Below are 19447 nucleotides of genomic sequence, written 5' to 3'. Positions count from 1 at the left end.
GCAAACCTCTGACCTGGGACGGAGCCGCCTATCGGAATCGAACCGATGACCTGATCATTACAAGTGAACTGCTCTACCAACTGAGCTAAGGCGGCACACGTGACGCTGCACAGCGCACAGAATCGCCTTCACTTTACACAGCCACCAGGCTCCACCGCGAAGACCTTTCCAGCCGGGGAGTATCACGAAAGCGGTGTTCACCACTCGGTTGGCGTAGAGGTTTCCCGTTGGTCTGGTTGGCTCACACTCGTTCGGCCGAGAGTCGGCCGAACGTTCCCAGGCCCGGACCGCGGCCGGGTACTTGGCCTGCCATTTCGAGGAGATGGCGGCGAGCACCTGCGCACTGACGGCTCTTTGCGGGGCACCACACGAGTGGGCCGCGGCGAGGAGCAGGACGCCACGGCCCACCGACATGCTTGGCCGTATCAGTTCGCGCAGCCGGTAACGATGACGGGGCTTCCCGCGCAGTTGGTGGGGATGTTGTTCTTGATGGTGGACTGGACGACGGTGAACTGGATGTTGGTCCAGACGCCACCGGGTGCCACGGTTGAGGCGTTGTCGTCGACGGTGCTGTGGTCGAGTGTGACGGCACCGCCGGTGTTGTAGATGCCGCCGGCCTGTGACGTGCCGGAGCCGTTGGCGCTATTGCGGCTGACGGTGCTGTTCTTCAGTACCAGCGTGGCGGGCAAGGCGACCGTGCCTGTGTTGTAGATGCCGCCGCCCTTGCCGCCTGCGCCGCCGATGACGTTGCCGGAGACCTCTGTGTCCGTGAGCTTCAGCGAGGCGCCGTTCCAGATGCCGCCGCCGTGTGTGTCCGTGCTGGTGTTGTTCAGGATTTTACTCTTGACGAACTCCACTGTGCCGCCGTCGATGTCGACAGCGCCGCCGACGCCGGCGGCGGTGTTGTTCTGGAGTGCGACGCCCGTGAACACGGCGTTACCGGCGTCGTGGTCGATGGCGCCGCCGAACCGCCGTGCGTGGTTGCGTGTGAACTCGGTGTCGTCGGCGCTGACCGTGCCGTCGGACTGCAGGCCTCCACCGGTGTCTGCATTGTTGAACTTGAACCAGCTGTGCTTGATGACCGCGGTGGCCCCTGCCAGGGCGGCGACCCCTCCGCCGCGAACGGAAGCGGTGTTGTCGCGCACAGTGACACGTGCGAGCTTCAGCTTGCCACCGCCGTCGACCAGGATGCCTCCGCCATCCCCCGGAGCGTTGCCACCCCTGACCGTGACATCGTCGAGACGGAGATCGCCGCCCGAGACCACATGGAAGATGCGGAACGCACCGGCTGCAGCCGAGTCGCGGACAATCGTGGCGCCGTGGCCGTTGATGGTCAGTTGCTTGTCGACGACAGGTAGCCCGTCGCTGTTCACGAAGGCGGAGGTCAGGTGGTAGGTGCAGTGGCGGGTGAGGGAGAGCGTGTCTCCCGCCGCCGCATTGGAGATCGCAGTGGTCAGGGCTGAGGTGCTGCAGGCTACCGAGCCTCCTGTCGCGGCGGCCGTCGGGGAGGCCGTCAGGCCGACGCCGATGGTCGTCGTCATGGCCGCGATGGCACACAGTGCGGTGGATCTCATGACTCTCCTTGCGGTGCAGGTACTGCCTCACTGGTGGTCAGGGACGGCTCCGTACCTGTTGGGAACATGGGTAGTAAAGTCAGCGCCCGTGCCCCCGTCGGCACGCCACGAGCCTGCGTCACTCCGTCAGGGCAAGAGATACGGCTGGGCAGCCGCACCGCGAGTCGCTACCCTGCCCCGATTCAGCCTGGGGCTCAGCCCGTGCGCGGCCGCCGCTTCCCGGCCCGCCACCGTCGTCTTCGATGTCACACCGGCACCGTCAACGCCATCGCCCACCACCGAAACCGACACGCCGTCAGCGTCCTCGATCAGGTGACCGGTCTTCGCCCGAGACCTCCCGTGCACTGACGGGGTGGCGTCAGGCCAGGAAGACGTCGTGGCTCCAGGCCGCGTACGTCCGCACCGGGTTCCGCTGGCGGGAGCGCTCTGGCGTCTACCGGGTCACGGGATAGCCGACGCGGCTCAGCATCGCGGTCGCCTCGGCCAGGTCCAGGTGCGGGTTGAGCGCCTTCACGGTGTCGTCCGCCAGGGGGCGGAGGTCCCAGACGTGCCGGATCGCCGCCGGGTCGAGGGTGGTCTCGTAGTAGCCCTCGGCGAAGGCGCGGTACGCCTCCGGGGTGCCGGCCGCCAGGACGTGGAAGAGGTGGCCCGTGCCGTCGTCCGTGTCCTCGGGGATCTCCACCGGCCCTGCCCGCCAGGCGGTGTCGGCGGTCTCCCGCCAGAAGACGACGGTGGCCACCTGCACGTCGTCGTCACAGAAGGCCGGCTCCGCGAGCAGCGGCCGGAAGACCTCCGGCAGGGTGTCCACGAGCCCGGGCCACAGGGCCATGTCCTCGTTCGTGTAAGGGCTCATCCAGGACTCGTGGTCGAAGCCGCGGCCGAAGACTCCGTCGGGCGTGAAGAGGATCGCGTACTCGTCGCCCGCGCCGTTGTTCATCAGTGCGGCCTCGGTCCCCGGACCCCACGCGGGGTCGTAGTCGAAGTAGCTCCCGCCCCGGCCGTCCATGAGTACGTCCAGGGCCGCCAGCGCCCGGCAGCGGTCCCGCAGGACCGGGACGTCGGGGAGGACGCGGATCAGTTCGTGGACGTCGCGGGGCCGCCGGGTGCCGTTCATGCGTGTCATCCAAGCATCCGGGTCCGACAGATCGCACAGAGTCCGAAGTCACCCCGGTGGAGGTGCTGACAGGAGGCGGGCCGGCGGGTAGCGTCGGGCGGAGTCCTGCTTACTGGACTAGACCTTCCACTCGGATCGTCCGGCACGTTCCTGCCGGTAGAAGGGATTCATCACCATGGCTTCTGTCACCTTCGACAAGGCGACCCGGCTGTACCCCGGCGGCGACAAGCCCGCCGTCGACGAGCTCGAGCTGCACATCGAGGACGGCGAGTTCCTCGTTCTCGTCGGGCCCTCCGGCTGCGGCAAGTCCACCTCGCTGCGCATGCTGGCCGGCCTGGAGGACGTCAACGGCGGTGCCATCCGCATCGGCGACCGCGACGTCACGCACCTGCCGCCCAAGGACCGGGACATCGCGATGGTGTTCCAGAACTACGCGCTGTACCCGCACATGACCGTCGCCGACAACATGGGCTTCGCGCTCAAGATCGCCGGCGAGGACAAGGCGACCATCCGCAGGAAGGTCGAGGACGCGGCGAAGATGCTCGACCTCACCCAGTACCTCGACCGCAAGCCGAAGGCGCTCTCGGGCGGTCAGCGCCAGCGTGTCGCCATGGGCCGCGCCATCGTGCGCAAGCCGCAGGTGTTCCTCATGGACGAGCCGCTGTCGAACCTCGACGCCAAGCTCCGCGTGTCCACCCGCACCCAGATCGCCGCGCTCCAGCGCGACCTCGGGATCACCACCGTCTACGTCACCCACGACCAGGTCGAGGCCATGACGATGGGCGACCGGGTGGCGGTCCTCAAGGACGGCCTGCTCCAGCAGGTCGACACCCCGCGCAACATGTACGACCGCCCGGCGAACCTGTTCGTCGCCGGCTTCATCGGTTCCCCGGCCATGAACCTGGTCGAGGTCCCGATCGCCGACGGCGGTGTGAAGTTCGGCGACAGCGTGGTCCCGGTGTCGCGCGAGGCGCTGTCCGCCGCCGCGGACGCGGGCGACCGCACCGTCACGGTCGGCGTGCGCCCGGAGCACTTCGACATCGGCAGCGAGGGCGGCCTGACGATCGCCGTCAACGTCGTCGAGGAGCTCGGCGCCGACGGCTACGTCTACGGCCGCACCACCGAGGCCGAGGGTGCGCAGGACATCGTGGTGCGCGTGGGCGGGCGCCAGGTGCCGGAGAAGGGCTCGACGCTGCACGTGGTGCCGCGGGCCGATGAGATCCACGTGTTCTCGACGTCGTCGGGTGAGCGGCTCTCCGGCTGACGGCAGGCAAAGGGGACGGACAGGGGCGGTCCCGGCCGGGGCGCCCCTGTCCGCCATCCCGGGCAGACCGGGCCATTCACCCCCACTCGTCAACCCTTAATTCGAAAAGCCACGTCGAACCATCCCCCGACCGGGTGACTAAATGTCGCCAAATCTTCACCGAGCGCTACTCTCGCCCTCGTGACCCACACTGCCCGCCGTATCGGCCGATCCCTCGCCCTGGTCCTGCCCGTCGTCCTGGTCCTGTCCGGGACCCTCGCGGTCACCATGGTCCCCTGGGCGGACAACACTCCTTCCCAGATCCTGACCGCCTCCGCCGAGGACGTGTCCGTCCCCGCCAAGCCGCGTGCCGCACAGGACGTGCTCCGCGACAAGCTGCTGGGTGAGCTGCAGCAGGGCGAGGCGCCGGGTGACGTCCTGACGCACCTCCAGCGGGAGGTGGACCGGCGGCCGTCGCTGGCCGAGCACTGCGTGGGGATCGCGCGGGCGCTGGGGCGGGCTGCGGTGGATGCGTACGGTCCGACGAAGGCGCAGTCCTTCGCGCGCCCCGTGTGCGACACCTCGTACGCGACCGGCGTCGCCTCGATGGGCTGACGGGCGTCGCCGTACTCCACCGGGCCGGGGCCTCTACGCTGACGGCCATGACCGACGTACCGCCCGTGTCCCGCTCCTCCGTTTCCGCGGCCGCGTTCCCGGCCTCTCTCGCTCAGGCGCCTGCTCAGGCGGTCGTGCTGGCGGGTGGCCAGGGTTCGCGGCTGCGTCCGTATACGGACGACCGGCCGAAGCCGATGGTGGAGATCCCGGGGACTGGGGTGCCGATCATCGGGCATCAGCTGGCCTGGCTGGCGGCGGAGGGGGTGACGGATGCCGTGGTGTCGTGCGGGCATCTCGCGGAGGTGCTGCAGGACTGGCTGGCGCAGGCGGACCTGCCGCTGCGGGTGACCACGGTGGTGGAGGAGGAGCCGCTGGGGCGCGGTGGCGGGCTGAAGTACGCGGCCCGGCATCTGCCGCACCCGGACCGGGCCTGGTACGCGACGAACGGGGACATCTGGACGCGGTTCTCGCTGCGCGAGATGGCGGCGTTCCATGCGGAGCGGGGTGCGACGGCGACATTGGCGCTGGCGCGGCCGCGGATTCCGTGGGGGGCGGTGGAGACCAATGAGTTCGGGCAGGTGCTGGACTTCATCGAGTCGCCGCCGTCGCCGTATCTGATCAATGCGGGCGTGTACGTCTTCGGTCCCGAATTCGCGGCGCTGCTGCCGGACTTGGGTGATCACGAGCGGACGACGTTCCCCCGGCTGGCGCGTGAGCGGCGGCTGGCGGGCTTCCCGCTGCCGCAGGGGGCCTACTGGCGGGCGATCGACACGGCGAAGGACCTGACCGAGGCGGCGCGGGAGTTGGCCGCGCAGAGGGGCTCCTGAGGCCGTCCGCGGCGCAGGGCGAAGCCGGCGTAAGACGAAGCCGGGTCCGGCGCGCTGTGTGCGCGCCGGACCCGGCTTCGTTGCGTTCCTTCCCGTCCCCTCGTCAGCCGAGGAGGCCGCCGACCAGGCCGGGCTTCTTGGACGGCGCGTCGCCGCCGGAGCCGCTGCTGCCCGAGCTGGAGGACGGCGGCTTCGGGGTGGACTGCTTGGGCGTGCTGCCCGAGCTCTGGCCGCTGCCGGAGCCGCGGGTCGCGGTGGGTGACTGCGCGCCGGCGCCGGCGGTCTCCTTGGCGGTGGAACCGGTGCCGGTGCGACCGGACTTGGCGGCGGAAGCCGAGGCGGTGGGGGTGGCGGTGGGTTCAGCCGACTTGGACGGCTGCTGGGTGGCGGGCTGCTGTTGCCGCTTGGCGGGGGCCTGCGGGAGCGGGGAGCCGGGCAGGTAGTTGCTGGGGGCCTGGCCGGGCCCGGGCACGGTGACCACGGTGGTGGAGCGTACGGCGCCGCCGAGGAGCGAGCCGATGAGCAGGGTGAGTCCGCAGACGACGGTGGCCATGATGGTTCCGCGGCGCAGGACGCGCCGGCGCAGCCGCCAGATCTCGGAGCGGGGTCCGAGGGTGCGCCACGCTTCGCCGGCGAGGCGGCCGTCGAGGGAGTAGACGGGGGCGCCGGCGATGATCAGCGGGCTCCAGGCGGCGAGGTAGATGATGTCGGGGGCGTCGTAGGCGGGGACGGTCTTCCAGCTCACCGTCATGAGGAGTGCGGCGGACAGCAGGGCGCCGATGCAGGCCGCGAAGCGCTGCCACAGGCCGAGGACGGTCAGCACGCCGACGATGACCTGGAGGAAGGCCACGCTGAGCCCGGCTCCGACGGGGTGGGCGAGGGCGAAGTCGCGCAGGGGTTCGGCGAGTGCCCAGGGGTGGAGGGTGCGGAGCCAGGTGACCATGGAGCCGCGTTCGCCGCCGTCGAAGTAGACGGGGTCGCACAGTTTGCCCATGCCGGCGTAGATGCAGATGAAGCCGAGGAAGACGCGCAGCGGGAGGAGGACGACGCCCAGGTTCATGCGGCGGCCGGGGTAGTACGAGGCCTGCCCGCGGGTGTCGGAGGGGGCCCGGCGGGTGTCGGTGCCGGGTCCGCTGTCGTAGGGTCCGCTGCCGTAGGGTCCGCTGCCGTAGGGTCCGCTGCCGTAGGGTCCGCTGCCGTAGGGTCCGCTGCCGCCCGCGTACCGGGGGTCGTACGGGAGGTCGCGTACGGCGGACAGCGGGCGGGTCTCGTCCGGATCTCCGTAGGTGCGCTGGCCGATGACGGTCGGTGTGGCCAGCGTGTCCTCGGCGAGGTCGTGGGCGAGGTCGATGCGGGGGATGGTCTGGGTGATGCCGCCTTCGCCGTCGTCGTAGCCGTCGTATCCGCGCCCGTGTTCGCGTACGGCCTGGATGAGTCCGCCCATGGCGGCGGTGTCGCCCGGGGCGGCCTTGCCGCTCCAGACGACGGGGGCCCGGCGGCGGCCGGCGCCGGCGGCGGCGACCACGGCGCCGCCGAGGACGGGCACGCGGCCGGGGGCGTTCGCGGGCTTGGAACGCGCGCTCGGGCTCGGTGCGAGCCGCACGCGGAAGCTGGCGTGGTTGACGATGACCTGTGCGGGATCGCACGGCACCTTGACCATGCTCAGCGCGGGCTGGTCGTCGAACCCTGACGTTCTGGTGTCCACACTCATCTAACCGAGTGATCAGTGTTTAGGACACTGCCTTGACGGGAGGGATGTGTCCGAGACCCGTCAAGATCAAGCCACCCCGCCCGAAAGGGGCGGGGTGGCACGCTCACGGGTCACTTTCCGTGAGCCAAGTGGATCAGTGGATCAGGCGCGGGGCGTCTCGGCGCGGCGGCGGGCCGCCTCGTAGAGCACGACGCCCGCGGCGACACCGGCGTTGAGCGACTCGGCGCCGCCCGGCATCGGGATGCGGACGAGGTAGTCGCAGTTCTCGCCGACGAGGCGGCCGAGGCCCTTGCCCTCGGAGCCGACGACGATGACGACCGGGCCGGCGAGCGCGTCGAGGTCGCTGACCGTGTGCTGGCCCTCGGCGGCGAGGCCGACGATGGTGATGCCGGCCTTCTTGTACTCCTGGAGGGCGCGGGTCAGGTTGGTGACGCGGGAGACCGGGGTGCGGGCGGCCGTGCCGGCCGAGGTCTTCCAGGCGCCGGCGGTCATGCCGGCGGCGCGGCGCTCGGGGATGACCACGCCGTGGCCGCCGAAGGCGGAGACGGAGCGGACGATCGCGCCCAGGTTGCGGGGGTCGGTGACGCCGTCGAGGGCGACGATCAGCGGCTCCTCGCCGTTGTCGTACGCGGCGGTGGTGAGGTCCTCCGGGTGCGCGTACTCGTACGGCGGGACCTGGAGGACCAGGCCCTGGTGGTTGAGCCCGTTGGTCATGCGGTCGAGCTCGGGGCGCGGGGCTTCCATCAGGTTGATGTTGCCGCGCTCGCCGGCGAGCTGGAGGGCCTCGCGGACGCGCTCGTCGTTGTCGATGAACTGCTGGACGTAGAGGGTGGTGGCGGGGACGCCGTCGCGCAGGGCCTCGAAGACCGGGTTGCGGCCGACGACCATCTCGCTGGTGCCCTTGGGGCCGCCGCGGCGGGGGGCGGGGCGGCGCTTGGCGGCCTGGCGGGCCATGGCGTTGCTGATGCGGTTCGCCTTGTGCTTCTTGCGGTCCTCGGCCTTGGGCGTGGGGCCCTTGCCCTCCAGGCCCTTGCGCCGCTGGCCACCGCTGCCGACCGTAGCGCCCTTCTTGTTGGACGTGCGGCGGTTCCTGCGCTGGCTGTTCCCGGCCATGACCTCTACCTGTTTTCGTTGGTGCTGCGATATGTACGTATGAAGAGTGTGCCGCCCGGAGCGCCGGGCGGCCACCAAACCGGGCTGCCCGGGCTCAGCGCGGGCCGAGCGTCCAGCGCGGGCCTGCCGGGCTGTCCTCGATGACGAGGCCGGACTGCTGGAGCTGGTCGCGGATGGCGTCGGCGGTCGCCCAGTCCTTGCGGGTCCGGGCGGACTCGCGCTGTTCCAGGACGAGGCGTACGAGGGTGTCCACGGCGCCGTGGAGGTCCTCGCCCCGGTCGGTCTCCTCGGCCCAGTGCGGGTCGAGCGGGTCGAGGCCGAGCACGCCGAGCATGGCCCGTACCTCGGACAGCCGCGCGATGGCGGCGTCCTTGTCGTCGGCGGCGAGGGCGCTGTTGCCCTGGCGGACCGTGGTGTGGACGATGGCGAGCGCCTGCGGGACGCCCAGGTCGTCGTCCATGGCCTCGGCGAACGCGGGCGGGACCTCGGGGGCGGGGTCGACGGTCTTGCCGGCCTTCTCGATGACGCGCTGGTAGAAGCCCTCGATGCGCGCGAACGCGGACTCGGCCTCGCGCAGCGCCTCCTCGCTGTACTCGATCATCGAGCGGTAGTGCGGGGTGCCGAGGTAGTAGCGCAGGACGACGGGGCGCCAGGCCTTGACCATCTCGGAGACGAGCACCGAGTTGCCGAGGGACTTGGACATCTTCTCGCCGGACATGGTGACCCAGGCGTTGTGGACCCAGTACTTCGCGAACTCGTCGCCGAAGGCCTTGGCCTGGGCGATCTCGTTCTCGTGGTGCGGGAAGATCAGGTCCAGGCCGCCGCCGTGGATGTCGAAGGCACTGCCGAGGTACTTGTGCGCCATGGCCGAGCACTCCAGGTGCCAGCCGGGGCGGCCGCGGCCCCACGGGGTCTCCCAGTCGGGCTCGCCGGGCTTGCTGGCCTTCCACATGGCGAAGTCGCGGGGATCGCGCTTGCCGGTGATGCCCTCCTCGGCGGGCTGGCGCAGGTCGTCGATGTTCTGGTTCGACAGTTCCAGGTAGCCGGGGAAGGAGCGCACGTCGAAGTAGACGCTGCCGTCCGCCTCGTAGGCGTGACCGCGCTCGATGAGGCCGCGCATCATCTCGATCATCTCGGGCACGTGGCCGGTGGCGCGCGGCTCGTACGTGGGCGGGAGGCAGCCCAGGGCGTTGTAGCCGTCGTTGAAGGCGCGCTCGTTCTCGTACCCGATGGACCACCAGGGGCGGCCCTGCTCGTCGCCCTTGCCGATGATCTTGTCGTCGATGTCGGTGACGTTGCGGATGAAGGTGACGTCGAGGCCGCGGTAGGTGAACCAGCGGCGCGCGATGTCGAAGTTCAGGTACGACCGGACGTGCCCGATGTGCGGGGCCGCCTGCACGGTGGCGCCACAGAGGTAGATCGAGACGCAGCCCGGAACGAGCGGGGTGAAGTCGCGGATCTGCCGGGCGCTGGTGTCGTACAGGCGAATAGTCACGGCATCCAGGGTAGTGGGCCTGTAGCAGTGCCCCGCGACCCTTTCGGGGCGCGGGGGCGCTTTGTTGCCGAAGCGGTGTCGGCAGCGGTGCCCGGGAGCGGTGCCCCGGAGCGTGCCGTCGTACGCCGTCTAGGACGGGTTCGTCCGGTACACCAGCGCAGTGGCGAGGGCGGCGAGGCCCTCGGCGCGGCCGGTGAGGCCGAGGCCGTCGGTGGTGGTGCCGGAGACGGAGACGGGGGCGCCGGCGGCCGCCGCGAGCGCCTTCTGCGCTTCTTCGCGCCGCTTGCCGATCTTCGGACGTACGCCGATCACCTGGATGGCGATGTTGCCGATCTCGAAGCCTTCGGCGCGGACGATGCGGGCGGCCTCCGCCAGGAGGGTGACGCCGGCGGCGCCGGACCACTCGGGGCGGGAGGTGCCGAAGTGCGCGCCGAGGTCGCCGACGCCGGCGGCGGAGAAGAGCGCGTCGCAGGCGGCGTGGGCGGCGACGTCGCCGTCGGAGTGCCCGGCGAGGCCGTCCTCGCCCTCCCACAGCAGGCCGGCGCACCACAGCTCGCGGCCGGTCTCGAAGGCGTGCACGTCGGTGCCGATCCCGACGAGCGGGATCAGGGGGGCGGCGGGGGCCGGGGCAGAATCACCAGCGGCCAGGTCGGCGGCGGGCGTGACGTCGGCCCCGCCCGCGGGACCGGCTCCCGCCCCGGCGGACTTCTCGGAACCTGCGGAGCTAGTAGGCATCGGTGGCCCTCCTGCGGGCGAGTACGGCCTCGGCGAGGACCAGGTCGAGCGGGCGGGTGACCTTGAAGGCCTCTTCGTGGCCGGGGACCGCCATGACGGTGATGCCGAGCCGTTCCACCATTGCGGCGTCGTCGGTGGCGCCCTCGCCGTTGACGGCGATGGTCTCGTGCGCGCGGACGAGGGTGGCGAGGTCGAAGCCCTGCGGGGTCTGTACGGCGCGCAGCCGGGCGCGCTCGGGGGTGGCGACGACCGGCTCGGGCTCGCCGGGCTTGCCGGGCTCGACCTCCTTGACGGTGTCGGCCAGCGGCAGGGCGGGGACCACGGCGGCCGAGCCGTCGCGTACGGCCAGGGCGACGGCGTCGACGGTGTCCACGGGGACGAGCGGGCGGGCCGCGTCGTGGATGAGGACGGAGGTGATGTCCGCGGGGAGCGCGGCGAGGCCGGCGCGTACGGACTCCTGGCGGGTCTCGCCGCCGGGGACGACCAGGATCTCGGTCCGGTCGGGCAGCGCGTGCTCGTCGACGAGCCGGCGCACCTCGGCGGCGCCGTCGGACGGGGCGACGACGACCACGAGGGAGACGGCCCGGGAGCGGGCCATCGCGCGGACGGCGTGGATGAGCATGGGGGTGCCGCCGAGGGTACGCAGGGCCTTGGGGGCGCCGGGGCCGAGGCGTACCCCGCGGCCGGCGGCCGGGATCACCGCGGCGGTGCGGTGGGGGCGCGATTCGTCAGACATCAGTAGCTCCGAGCCAGGTTTGTGACTTCGGCCGACATGGGTATGGCCTGAAGGGTGCCGGGTGCGACGCCCTCGCCCCTTCCGTGACGACCGGTCGAGCAGGCTGTCCGGACCCGGCATGCCGGTGGAAAAAAGGTGTGGGTGCAGACATGCCGCAGCGCCCGGCAACAGCCCTCTCGTGGAGGAGAGGGCTTGTCATCGGGCACCACGGCACAACTGTGTGAACGATGTTTCGCGTCAGGACGCGAGAACCTCGTCGAGGAGGGCCTCGGCCTTGTCCTCGTTGGTGTTCTCAGCGAGCGCGAGCTCGCTCACCAAGATCTGGCGCGCCTTCGCGAGCATGCGCTTCTCGCCCGCGGAAAGCCCGCGCTCACGCTCACGACGCCACAGGTCACGCACCACTTCGGCGACCTTGATGACATCGCCAGAAGCGAGCTTCTCCAGATTTGCCTTGTAGCGCCGGGACCAGTTCGTCGGCTCTTCGGCATACGGTGCACGAAGCACCTCGAAGACCCGGTCCAGCCCGTCCTGGCCGACTACGTCGCGAACGCCGACGAACTCCGCATTGTCCGCAGGCACACGAACCGTCAGGTCGCCCTGGGCGACCTTGAGCACCAAGTAGGTCTTGTCCACGCCTTTGATCTGGCGAGTTTCGATAGCCTCGATCAGCGCGGCCCCGTGATGGGGATAGACCACGGTGTCGCCAACCTTGAACGTCATGTGACAGGTACCCCTTCCGTGGCTATCCAGGGTAACACGAGAACTGACTGTTATGAATGGCGTTTTCGCAGGTCAGGGCACATCTCGGGGCTTGACAACAGCGACACGAACGTGCTGCGAAGGGCTTCCGGCGGGGGGTATTCGCAGGTCGGAGGCGCTGTGCGGACCAGGCGAAACGGCCACGCTACACCGGGGCGAGGACCGTGTCAGTGTGACGTACGTCCCGTTTTGCCGGTTTCGAAGCCGGGAAACCGAACTACTCCGTTCGACTGGCGACCACCCGTACGGAGCGGTTCCGGCCCAATCCGGAATTGATCACCGAGGGCCGTTCGAAGGAATCCCGGAATTGATCACGGCGGGCCCGGCGGGAGATATGCGGGCGGCACATGATCGGCAGATGAACGGCGCGGGAAGTGTCCGGCGCAAGGGCGGGCGGAAGGACGAACGGAAGGGCAGCCGGAAGAGCGGACGGAATGCAAGATCGCAGGGCCGCCGCGGGGCCGCCCGGGCGCTGCGGAGGGTCGGGTGCGGGGGCGAGGCGGCGGCTCGGTAACCTAAGCGCGCTGACACACCCTTAGGACGGCTTTACCTCAGTCGCCCTGGGACTGCCCACCCTTCCGTTCCGTACGTCCAAGGAGTTGCCGCCGCCGTGAGCCGCAGCCTTCGACGCGGCGCCCTCGCCGCCACTGCCATCGTGTTCTCGATCGCCTCGCTGGCCGCTTGCGCTGCGGGTCACGACGCGCAGACGCTCCAGATCAAGCCGGACAACGCCGCCGTCACCAAGGGCGACATCAAGATCCAGAACGCGCTGGTGATCACCCAGGGCGAGAAGGACAAGAAGGGCCCCGCCGCCGTCTCCGCCACGCTGTTCAACAGCGGCATCAAGGCGCAGACCCTTGACGCCATCACCCTCCCGGGTGGCAAGGCCAAGGTCGTGCTGAAGCCCGCCGAGGGCGCATCCAAGGTCACCGTGCCGGCCGGCGGCTCCGTCGTCCTGGGTGGCAAGGGCAACGCCTCCGCCGTGATCCAGGGCGGCGAGGCCGTGCAGAACGGCAACGCGCAGCCGGTCGTCTTCCAGCTCAGCAACGCGGGCGACGTGGAGCTCCAGGCGTTCGTCGTCCCGGGCACCGGCATGTACGCGGGCTTCGGCCCGACCGAGGCCCCGGTCGCCGCCCCCGGCGCCACCCCGTCGGGCAGCCCCTCGGGCGCGCCGTCGGGCAGCCCTTCCGGCTCCCCGTCCACCGCGCCGTCGGGCGCCGCCTCGGGCGCCCCGTCGGGCGCGGCCTCCGGCACGCCGTCGGGTTCCCCGTCGCCCGGCGCCGGCCACTGAGCCAGGCCGCACCACGTACGAAAGGGCCCCCTTCCGCTCCGGCGGACGGGGGCCCTCTCGTATACGGCTGTGGCTGACGGCTTACGGCTTACGGCTTACGGCTTACGGCTTACGGCTTACGGCTCGAACTTGTAGCCCAGGCCGCGGACCGTGACCAGGTAGCGCGGCGCGCCCGGGTCCGGCTCGATTTTGGCGCGGAGGCGCTTCACGTGGACGTCCAGGGTCTTGGTGTCGCCGACGTAGTCCGCGCCCCAGACCCGGTCGATCAGCTGCATGCGGGTCAGTACGCGGCCCGCGTTGCGCAGCAGCATCTCCAGCAGGTCGAACTCCTTCAGGGGGAGGTCCACCTTGGCTCCGGCGACGGTGACCACGTGGCGGTCGACGTCCATCCGTACGGGTCCGGCCTCCAGCGCGGCCGGGGTGACCTCCTCCGGCTCGCCGCGGCGGCGCAGGACCGCGCGGATGCGGGCGACCAGCTCCCGCGAGGAGAAGGGCTTGGTGACGTAGTCGTCGGCTCCTATCTCCAGCCCGACGACCTTGTCGATCTCGCTGTCCTTGGCCGTCACCATGATGACGGGGACGTTGGAGCGGCCTCGCAGCTGCCGGCAGACCTCCGTGCCGGGCAGGCCGGGGAGCATCAGGTCGAGGAGGACGAGGTCGGCGCCGTTGCGCTCGAACTCGTCGAGCCCGTCGGGCCCGGTCGCGGCGATGGCGACCTCGAAGCCCTCCTTGCGGAGCATGTAGGACAGGGCGTCGCTGAAGGATTCCTCATCCTCGACGACGAGCACTCGGGTCACGGAAGGACCTCCGGGGCAGGGATGGCTGGCGTGGTTCTTTGAGGAGCGTGGTTCAGGCAGGGGTGGGGTGGCTGGGTGCGGGGGCGGGCTCCGCGGCCGGGGTGGCCGTGGATGCCGGGGCCTGAGCGGCTGCTTCCGGCAGGCGCAGGGTGAACGTGGAGCCCTGACCCTCCGAGCTCCATACGGACACCTCCCCGCCGTGCGAGGCCGCTACGTGCTTCACGATCGCAAGGCCGAGGCCGGTTCCTCCCGTGGCGCGGGAGCGGGCCGGGTCCACGCGGTAGAAGCGCTCGAAGATGCGCTCGCGGTCCTTTTCCGGGATGCCGATGCCCTGGTCGGTCACGGCGATCTCGATCAAGTCTCCCCCAGGTGCCGCGACCCGGCGTCCGGCGATGCCGACGCGGGTGCGGGCGGGGCTGTAGTTGACGGCGTTCTCGACCAGATTCCCGAGGGCTGCCGCGAGCTGGCCGCGGTTGCCCCAAACACGCAGGTCGGCGGTGCCGCCCGCGGCCATGGTGATCTGCTTGGAGGACGCCGTGTGGCGGCAGCGGTCGATGGCCTCGGCCACCAGCGTGTCCACTCGTACGGGCTCCGCGTCCTCGAGCGGGTCGTCGTTCTGTACCCGGGAGAGGTCGATGAGCTCCTGCACGAGGTTGATCAGGCGGGTGGCCTCGATCTGCATGCGGCCGGCGAAGCGGCTGACCGCCTCGGGGTCGTCCGCGGCGTCCATGACGGCCTCGGACAGCAGGGAGATGGCCCCCACCGGCGTCTTGAGCTCGTGCGACACGTTCGCGACGAAGTCGCGTCGTACGGCCTCGATGCGGCGGGCCTCTGTCAGGTCCTCGACCAGGAGCAGGACGAGCCGGGAGCCGAGCGGTGCGACGCGCGCCGAGACCGCGAGGGCCTCGCCGCGGCCGGTGCCGCGCCGGGGCAGGTCGAGCTCGACCTGGCGTATCTCCCCGTCGCGGCGGGTGTCGCGGGCCATGTGGAGCATGGGCTCGACGGCCAGCTTGCCGCCGCGGACCAGCCCGAGGGCGTACGCCGCCGAGCTGGCCTTGACCACCGCGTCGCCTTCGTCCAGGACGACGGCGGAGGAGCGGAGTACGGAGAGGACGGTGTCCACGCCGGGCGGGAGCACCGCGTTGATGTCGGGGCGCATGGAGCTCCGGGTGGGGCGGGCCTGGTCGCGCTCGCTCCAGCGGAACGCCAGCATCGCGATCACACCGGTGCAAAGACCGGCGATCGCTGCAGCTGCGGCGACCGCCGCGTTCACGTCCATGGATCCAGGTTAAGCAGGCACGACGGCACTTCCACAGCCGTTCGGGTGGCAGCTCGAACAGTCGTCGCCCAGAGTTCACCGTGGCGATGGGGTTGATTCACTTGTGATGCCGGAGTCGGACGCGTTTGCGGCTCACCGTGTCAACGTGGGCATGAGGCCGCCCCGGCCCGGCCCGAGGGGCAAGAGGCAGTAGGCAAGAGAGGGACAACCCATGCGTGACGCGTACCACGAGGAACTTGACTCGATCGGAGAAGGCCTGGTCGAGATGGCGCGGCTCGTCGGTTCCGCGATCGGGCGGGCCACGACGTCCATGCTCGACGCCGACCTGAAGCTCGCCGAGAGCGTCATCGCCGCCGACCAGAAGGTCGACGACCTCCAGCACGACCTGGAGGCCCGTGCCATCGCGCTGCTGGCCCGCCAGCAGCCGGTCGCCACCGATCTGCGCATCGTGGTGACCTCGCTGCGCATGTCCGCCGACCTGGAGCGCTCGGGCGACCTGGCCCAGCACGTGGCGAAGCTGGCCCGGCTGCGCTTCCCGGACACGGCGGTGCCGCGGGACCTGCACGCGACCATCCTGGAGATGGGGCAGCTGGCGCAGCGCCTGATGGCGAAGGCGGCCGAGGTCATCATCACGAAGGACGTCGACCTGGCGCTCCAGCTGGAGCAGGACGACGACGAGATGGACCAGCTGCACCGCACGCTGTTCCAGCACCTGATGGACGACCGCTGGAAGCACGGCATCGAGACCGCGGTGGACGTGACCCTGCTGGGCCGCTACTACGAGCGCTTCGCGGACCACGCGGTGTCGGTGGCCAAGCGCGTGGTCTACCTGGTGACGGGCGAGCACGCGGACGAGCTGCAGGCGCCGACGCAGGTCGACGGCGTCTGAGCCGTTCTGCCCCCGTGCGCCGTTGACGCGCCGGTGTGGCTGGGCATGAATGAAGGCGAAGGCAGTTCAGAGGCAGTAGAGGGCCGGAGAAGGCCGAAAACGCCACGCACGCCGCCTGCGAGGAGGATCCATGCCCGATTCCCCCGTCCCCATCACCCCGGACCACGAGCAGCCGCCCCGGCCCGAACCGCTGCGGCTCCCGCTGCTCGCGGCTTGCGGCTGCGGCTCGGGCTGCGGCTGCGGCTGCCAGTCCGGCGCGCCCTGCCAGTGCGGCGGCTGACCCCGCCGACCCGGCATCCCGTACGCGAAGGGCCCCGTCCGCATCCGCCGGCCGGGGCCCTTTCGCGGCTCCGCACGCACGGGAGCCCCCTGCGGCGGCGCGGAGACCGCCTGCAGGGGGCCCTTGTCGTGCGTCGGAGCTGCTTCACATGAGCTCTGGCCGGCAGGGCTTCTCTCAGGAGCCGCTCCGGCTCTGGGCGTCCGCCTCGGCCATCGCTTCGGCGTCGGACTCCGCCACTGCGATGGCGACGCCGAGTGCCTGGGCGATGTGTCCGGTGGCCGACATGACGCGTGCCGTGCCCACGACCGGCGCGATCGCCACGAGAACGTCCTGCAGTTGCTCGGCCGTCAGGTTGGTCTTGGCTGCGGCGTCGATGTGGGCGAGGTAGGAGAGCGGCGGCGCATCCATGGCCACGAGCGCGGCGATGCGGGTGAGGATCAGTGTGTCCGCGTCCAGGCCGCAGCGTTCGATCGAATCAATCGTCATGGCGGTGAGGGTGTCAAGAACGGGCGTTTCAGACATTGTGGCCATCTTCGAACCGCCTATCGGTATGTGCGGGGCCGGCACGCACCACCAGTGCCACGAGTGAGCAGAGGTATCCCCCGCGTGTCGACACTTGGACTTCCACCGTAGAGGCCGCCCGGCCCCCGCGCATGTCGGTCCGCCCCACGGCCCCCAGCACACGAAGAGGCCCCCCACCAGCGGAAAACCGCAGGCAGGGGGCCTTCTCGTGCGTGAGGGCTACTTCTTGCCCTGGTTCTTGACGGCCTCGATGGCGGCGGCCGCGGCGGCCGGGTCGAGGTAGGTGCCGCCCGGCTTGAGGGGCTTGAACTCGGCGTCCAGCTCGTAGGCGAGCGGGATGCCGGTCGGGATGTTCAGGCCCGCGATGTCGGCGTCGGAGATGCCGTCCAGGTGCTTGACCAGGGCGCGCAGGGAGTTGCCGTGCGCGGCGACCAGGACCGTGCGGCCGGCCAGCAGGTCCGGGACGATGCCGTCGTACCAGTACGGCAGCATGCGGACGACGACGTCCTTCAGGCACTCCGTCTTCGGGCGCAGCTCCGGCGGGATGGAGGAGTAGCGCGGGTCTCCGGACTGGGAGAACTCCGTACCGTCCTCGAGGGCCGGCGGCGGGGTGTCGTACGAGCGGCGCCACAGCATGAACTGCTCCTCGCCGAACTCGGCGAGGGTCTGGGCCTTGTCCTTGCCCTGGAGCGCACCGTAGTGGCGCTCGTTCAGGCGCCAGGAGCGGTGGACCGGGATCCAGTGCCGGTCGGCGGCCTCGAGCGCCAGCTGCGCGGTGCGGATCGCGCGCTTCTGGAGCGAGGTGTGCACGACGTCGGGGAGCAGGCCGGCGTCCTTGAGCAGCTCACCGCCGCGGACCGCCTCCTTCTCGCCCTTCTCGTTGAGATTGACGTCCACCCAGCCGGTGAACAGGTTCTTCGCGTTCCACTCGCTCTCGCCGTGGCGGAGGAGGATCAGCTTGTACGGTGCGTCGGCCATGCGTACGAGCCTAATGGACGCGCGGGGGCGCTTGCGCGCGGTGTCCACGGCCGTGGATTGACGGCGCGCGTCAATCCGGTGGCTTTCGCGGACCCCTCGCCCGTAGGGTGCGGTGAGCAGGAGAGACGCTTACATCGCCGGGGGGATTCCGTATGTCCGTTGCCAGTCTCAGACGGGCGGCGCGCGAGAGCGTGTCGGGGCTGCCGCGGGAGTTCTGGTGGCTGTGGGCGAGCACGCTGGTCAACCGGCTCGGGGCCTTCGTCGCCACGTTCATGACCTTGTACCTGACCGTGGACCGGGGCTATTCGGCCTCGTTCGCGGGACTCGTGGTGGCCCTGCACGGGCTCGGCGGGGTGATCTCCTCGCTCGTCGCAGGCGTGATGGCCGACCGGCTGGGCCGGCGCCCGACGCTGATGGCGGCTCAGGCCTCGACGGCGTTCTCGGTGGCGCTGCTCGGCTTCATGCAGCACCCGGCGTCCATCGCGGCGGTGGCACTGCTCGTCGGCATGACCTCGAACGCCTCGCGCCCGGCGGTGCAGGCGATGATGGCCGACATCGTCCGGCCGGAGGACCGGGTCCGGGCCTTCGCGCTGAACTACTGGGCGATCAACCTCGGCTTCGCCGTCTCGGCGACGGCGGCGGGCTTCGTCGCCGAGTACAGCTACCTCGCCGGGTTCCTCGGCGAGGCGGCGCTCACGCTGGTCTGCGCGGTGCTGGTGTACGTGAAGCTGCCGGAGTCGCGGCCGGAGCGGACCGCCGCGGAGCAGGCCGCCGCCGAACCGGAAATCGGGCTCGCCGCGGTGCTGCGGGACGGGCGCTTCATGGGCGTGGTCGGGCTGTCGTTCCTGATTTCGCTGATCTTCATGCAGGGGTCGTTCGGGCTGCCGCTGGCCATGGGCACGGGCGGTTTCTCCACCGGGGACTACGGTCTGGTCATCGCCGTCAACGGGGTGCTGATCGTGCTGCTGCAGATCCCGGTCACCCGGTTCATCGAGAAGGGCGACCCGCAGAAGCTGCTGGTGGTCTCGGCGCTGCTGGCCGGATACGGGTTCGGGCTGACGGCCTTCGGAGGGTCGGTGTGGAGCCTGGGGCTGACCGTCTGCGTGTGGACGCTGGCCGAGATCATCAACTCCCCGACCCAGATGGGCCTGGTCGCCCGGCTCTCCCCGCTGCACGGCCGCGGCCGCTACCAGGGCATGTACTCGATGTCCTGGGCGGTGGCCTCGCTGATGGCTCCGCTGACGGCCGGGTTCGTGATCGACCAGTGGGGGCCGGGCTGGCTCTGGGCGTCCGTGGCGCTGCTGGGCACCGTGGCGGCGCTGGGCTACTGGCTGCTCATGCGGAACCTGGAGCAGGGCGGGCCGGCGCCGGTGGTCCCGGCTCCGGTGGCGGCCGCCCCCACGGTCCCGGCTACGGCTACGGCTCCGGCTCCGGCCCCGGCCCCGGCCCCGGCTCCCGCTGCCGTCGACCTCTAGGGCGGGTCCGCCCG

General features: G+C 70.7%; 19 protein-coding genes and 1 tRNA gene. 7 read left to right on the top strand and 13 right to left on the bottom strand.

Annotated elements, in window-relative coordinates; genetic code table 11:
• Nucleotides 1–22: 22 nt before the first annotated feature.
• From AB0I68_RS24490 to AB0I68_RS24480, 3 genes are all read right to left on the bottom strand, one after another.
• A tRNA-Thr gene (locus tag AB0I68_RS24490) sits at nt 23–95 on the bottom strand.
• 330 nt (nt 96–425) lie between these two features.
• Complete coding sequence (locus AB0I68_RS24485) at nt 426–1541, bottom strand: hypothetical protein (RefSeq protein ID WP_363179478.1); 1116 nt, start codon at nt 1539–1541, stop codon at nt 426–428.
• A 466-nt stretch (nt 1542–2007) separates the two neighbouring features.
• The gene (locus tag AB0I68_RS24480; RefSeq protein WP_363179477.1) at nt 2008–2688 is read right to left on the bottom strand and encodes a hypothetical protein; all 681 of its coding nucleotides are present in this window, start codon (nt 2686–2688) and stop codon (nt 2008–2010) included.
• Between the two features lie 175 nt (nt 2689–2863).
• Here AB0I68_RS24480 and ugpC point away from each other — a divergent pair, with 175 nt between their 5' ends.
• From ugpC to AB0I68_RS24465, 3 genes are all read left to right on the top strand, one after another.
• Nucleotides 2864–3952, top strand: a complete 1089-nt coding sequence (gene ugpC / locus AB0I68_RS24475; protein WP_363179476.1) for a sn-glycerol-3-phosphate ABC transporter ATP-binding protein UgpC — start codon at nt 2864–2866, stop codon at nt 3950–3952.
• A gap of 180 nt (nt 3953–4132) precedes the next feature.
• Nucleotides 4133–4546 (top strand): hypothetical protein, encoded by a 414-nt coding sequence (locus AB0I68_RS24470; protein WP_266666008.1) that lies wholly within the window; start codon nt 4133–4135, stop codon nt 4544–4546.
• Nucleotides 4547–4593: 47 nt separating this feature from the next.
• Nucleotides 4594–5373, top strand: a complete 780-nt coding sequence (locus tag AB0I68_RS24465; protein WP_363179475.1) for a nucleotidyltransferase family protein — start codon at nt 4594–4596, stop codon at nt 5371–5373.
• A gap of 103 nt (nt 5374–5476) precedes the next feature.
• Here the strand turns inward: AB0I68_RS24465 and AB0I68_RS24460 are convergent, their stop codons facing one another.
• From AB0I68_RS24460 to AB0I68_RS24435, 6 genes are all read right to left on the bottom strand, one after another.
• A complete protein-coding gene (locus AB0I68_RS24460; RefSeq protein WP_363179474.1) occupies nt 5477–7084 on the bottom strand; it encodes a DoxX family protein in 1608 nt (535 codons plus the stop codon).
• A 141-nt stretch (nt 7085–7225) separates the two neighbouring features.
• The gene (gene rlmB / locus AB0I68_RS24455; RefSeq protein ID WP_363179473.1) at nt 7226–8197 is read right to left on the bottom strand and encodes a 23S rRNA (guanosine(2251)-2'-O)-methyltransferase RlmB; all 972 of its coding nucleotides are present in this window, start codon (nt 8195–8197) and stop codon (nt 7226–7228) included.
• A 94-nt stretch (nt 8198–8291) separates the two neighbouring features.
• Nucleotides 8292–9692: a cysteine--tRNA ligase gene (gene cysS / locus AB0I68_RS24450; RefSeq protein ID WP_363179472.1), complete on the bottom strand. Its 1401-nt coding sequence runs from the start codon at nt 9690–9692 to the stop codon at nt 8292–8294.
• 129 nt (nt 9693–9821) lie between these two features.
• Nucleotides 9822–10427 (bottom strand): 2-C-methyl-D-erythritol 2,4-cyclodiphosphate synthase, encoded by a 606-nt coding sequence (gene ispF / locus AB0I68_RS24445; RefSeq protein ID WP_363179471.1) that lies wholly within the window; start codon nt 10425–10427, stop codon nt 9822–9824.
• Nucleotides 10417–11163: a 2-C-methyl-D-erythritol 4-phosphate cytidylyltransferase gene (ispD, locus tag AB0I68_RS24440; RefSeq protein WP_363179470.1), complete on the bottom strand. Its 747-nt coding sequence runs from the start codon at nt 11161–11163 to the stop codon at nt 10417–10419. The genes ispF and ispD overlap by 11 nt, the downstream gene beginning before the upstream one ends.
• Before the next feature lie 237 nt (nt 11164–11400).
• The gene (locus AB0I68_RS24435; protein ID WP_003953493.1) at nt 11401–11883 is read right to left on the bottom strand and encodes a CarD family transcriptional regulator; all 483 of its coding nucleotides are present in this window, start codon (nt 11881–11883) and stop codon (nt 11401–11403) included.
• Nucleotides 11884–12532: 649 nt separating this feature from the next.
• Here AB0I68_RS24435 and AB0I68_RS24430 point away from each other — a divergent pair.
• Nucleotides 12533–13213, top strand: coding sequence for a DUF461 domain-containing protein (locus AB0I68_RS24430; RefSeq protein ID WP_363179469.1), 681 nt, complete (start codon nt 12533–12535; stop codon nt 13211–13213).
• A 116-nt stretch (nt 13214–13329) separates the two neighbouring features.
• Here the strand turns inward: AB0I68_RS24430 and AB0I68_RS24425 are convergent, their stop codons facing one another.
• Together AB0I68_RS24425 and AB0I68_RS24420 are read right to left on the bottom strand one after the other, a co-directional pair.
• Entirely contained in the window at nt 13330–14010 is a 681-nt protein-coding gene (locus tag AB0I68_RS24425) for a response regulator transcription factor (protein WP_007265514.1), read from the bottom strand.
• Nucleotides 14011–14062: 52 nt separating this feature from the next.
• Nucleotides 14063–15289, bottom strand: a complete 1227-nt coding sequence (locus AB0I68_RS24420; RefSeq protein WP_363179468.1) for an ATP-binding protein — start codon at nt 15287–15289, stop codon at nt 14063–14065.
• A gap of 211 nt (nt 15290–15500) precedes the next feature.
• Here AB0I68_RS24420 and phoU point away from each other — a divergent pair, with 211 nt between their 5' ends.
• Both phoU and AB0I68_RS24410 read left to right on the top strand, forming a co-directional pair.
• Nucleotides 15501–16178, top strand: a complete 678-nt coding sequence (gene phoU / locus AB0I68_RS24415) for a phosphate signaling complex protein PhoU (protein WP_053787880.1) — start codon at nt 15501–15503, stop codon at nt 16176–16178.
• A gap of 130 nt (nt 16179–16308) precedes the next feature.
• Nucleotides 16309–16458, top strand: a complete 150-nt coding sequence (locus AB0I68_RS24410; protein ID WP_363179467.1) for a hypothetical protein — start codon at nt 16309–16311, stop codon at nt 16456–16458.
• 174 nt (nt 16459–16632) lie between these two features.
• On the opposite strand, the gene AB0I68_RS24405 is transcribed toward AB0I68_RS24410, so the two are convergent.
• Both AB0I68_RS24405 and AB0I68_RS24400 read right to left on the bottom strand, forming a co-directional pair.
• Entirely contained in the window at nt 16633–16989 is a 357-nt protein-coding gene (locus tag AB0I68_RS24405; RefSeq protein ID WP_363179466.1) for a carboxymuconolactone decarboxylase family protein, read from the bottom strand.
• A gap of 210 nt (nt 16990–17199) precedes the next feature.
• The gene (locus tag AB0I68_RS24400; protein WP_363179465.1) at nt 17200–17958 is read right to left on the bottom strand and encodes a phosphoglyceromutase; all 759 of its coding nucleotides are present in this window, start codon (nt 17956–17958) and stop codon (nt 17200–17202) included.
• Between the two features lie 152 nt (nt 17959–18110).
• On the opposite strand from AB0I68_RS24400, the gene AB0I68_RS24395 reads away from it, so the two are divergent.
• Nucleotides 18111–19433: an MFS transporter gene (locus tag AB0I68_RS24395; RefSeq protein WP_363179464.1), complete on the top strand. Its 1323-nt coding sequence runs from the start codon at nt 18111–18113 to the stop codon at nt 19431–19433.
• Nucleotides 19434–19447 lie beyond the last annotated feature (14 nt).

The sequence above is a fragment of the Streptomyces sp. NPDC050448 genome, assembly GCF_040655295.1.
GTDB lineage: Bacteria > Actinomycetota > Actinomycetes > Streptomycetales > Streptomycetaceae > Streptomyces.
The sequence above is the reverse complement of the archived record's forward strand: the minus strand, read 5'-3'. Positions and strand labels throughout refer to the sequence as shown.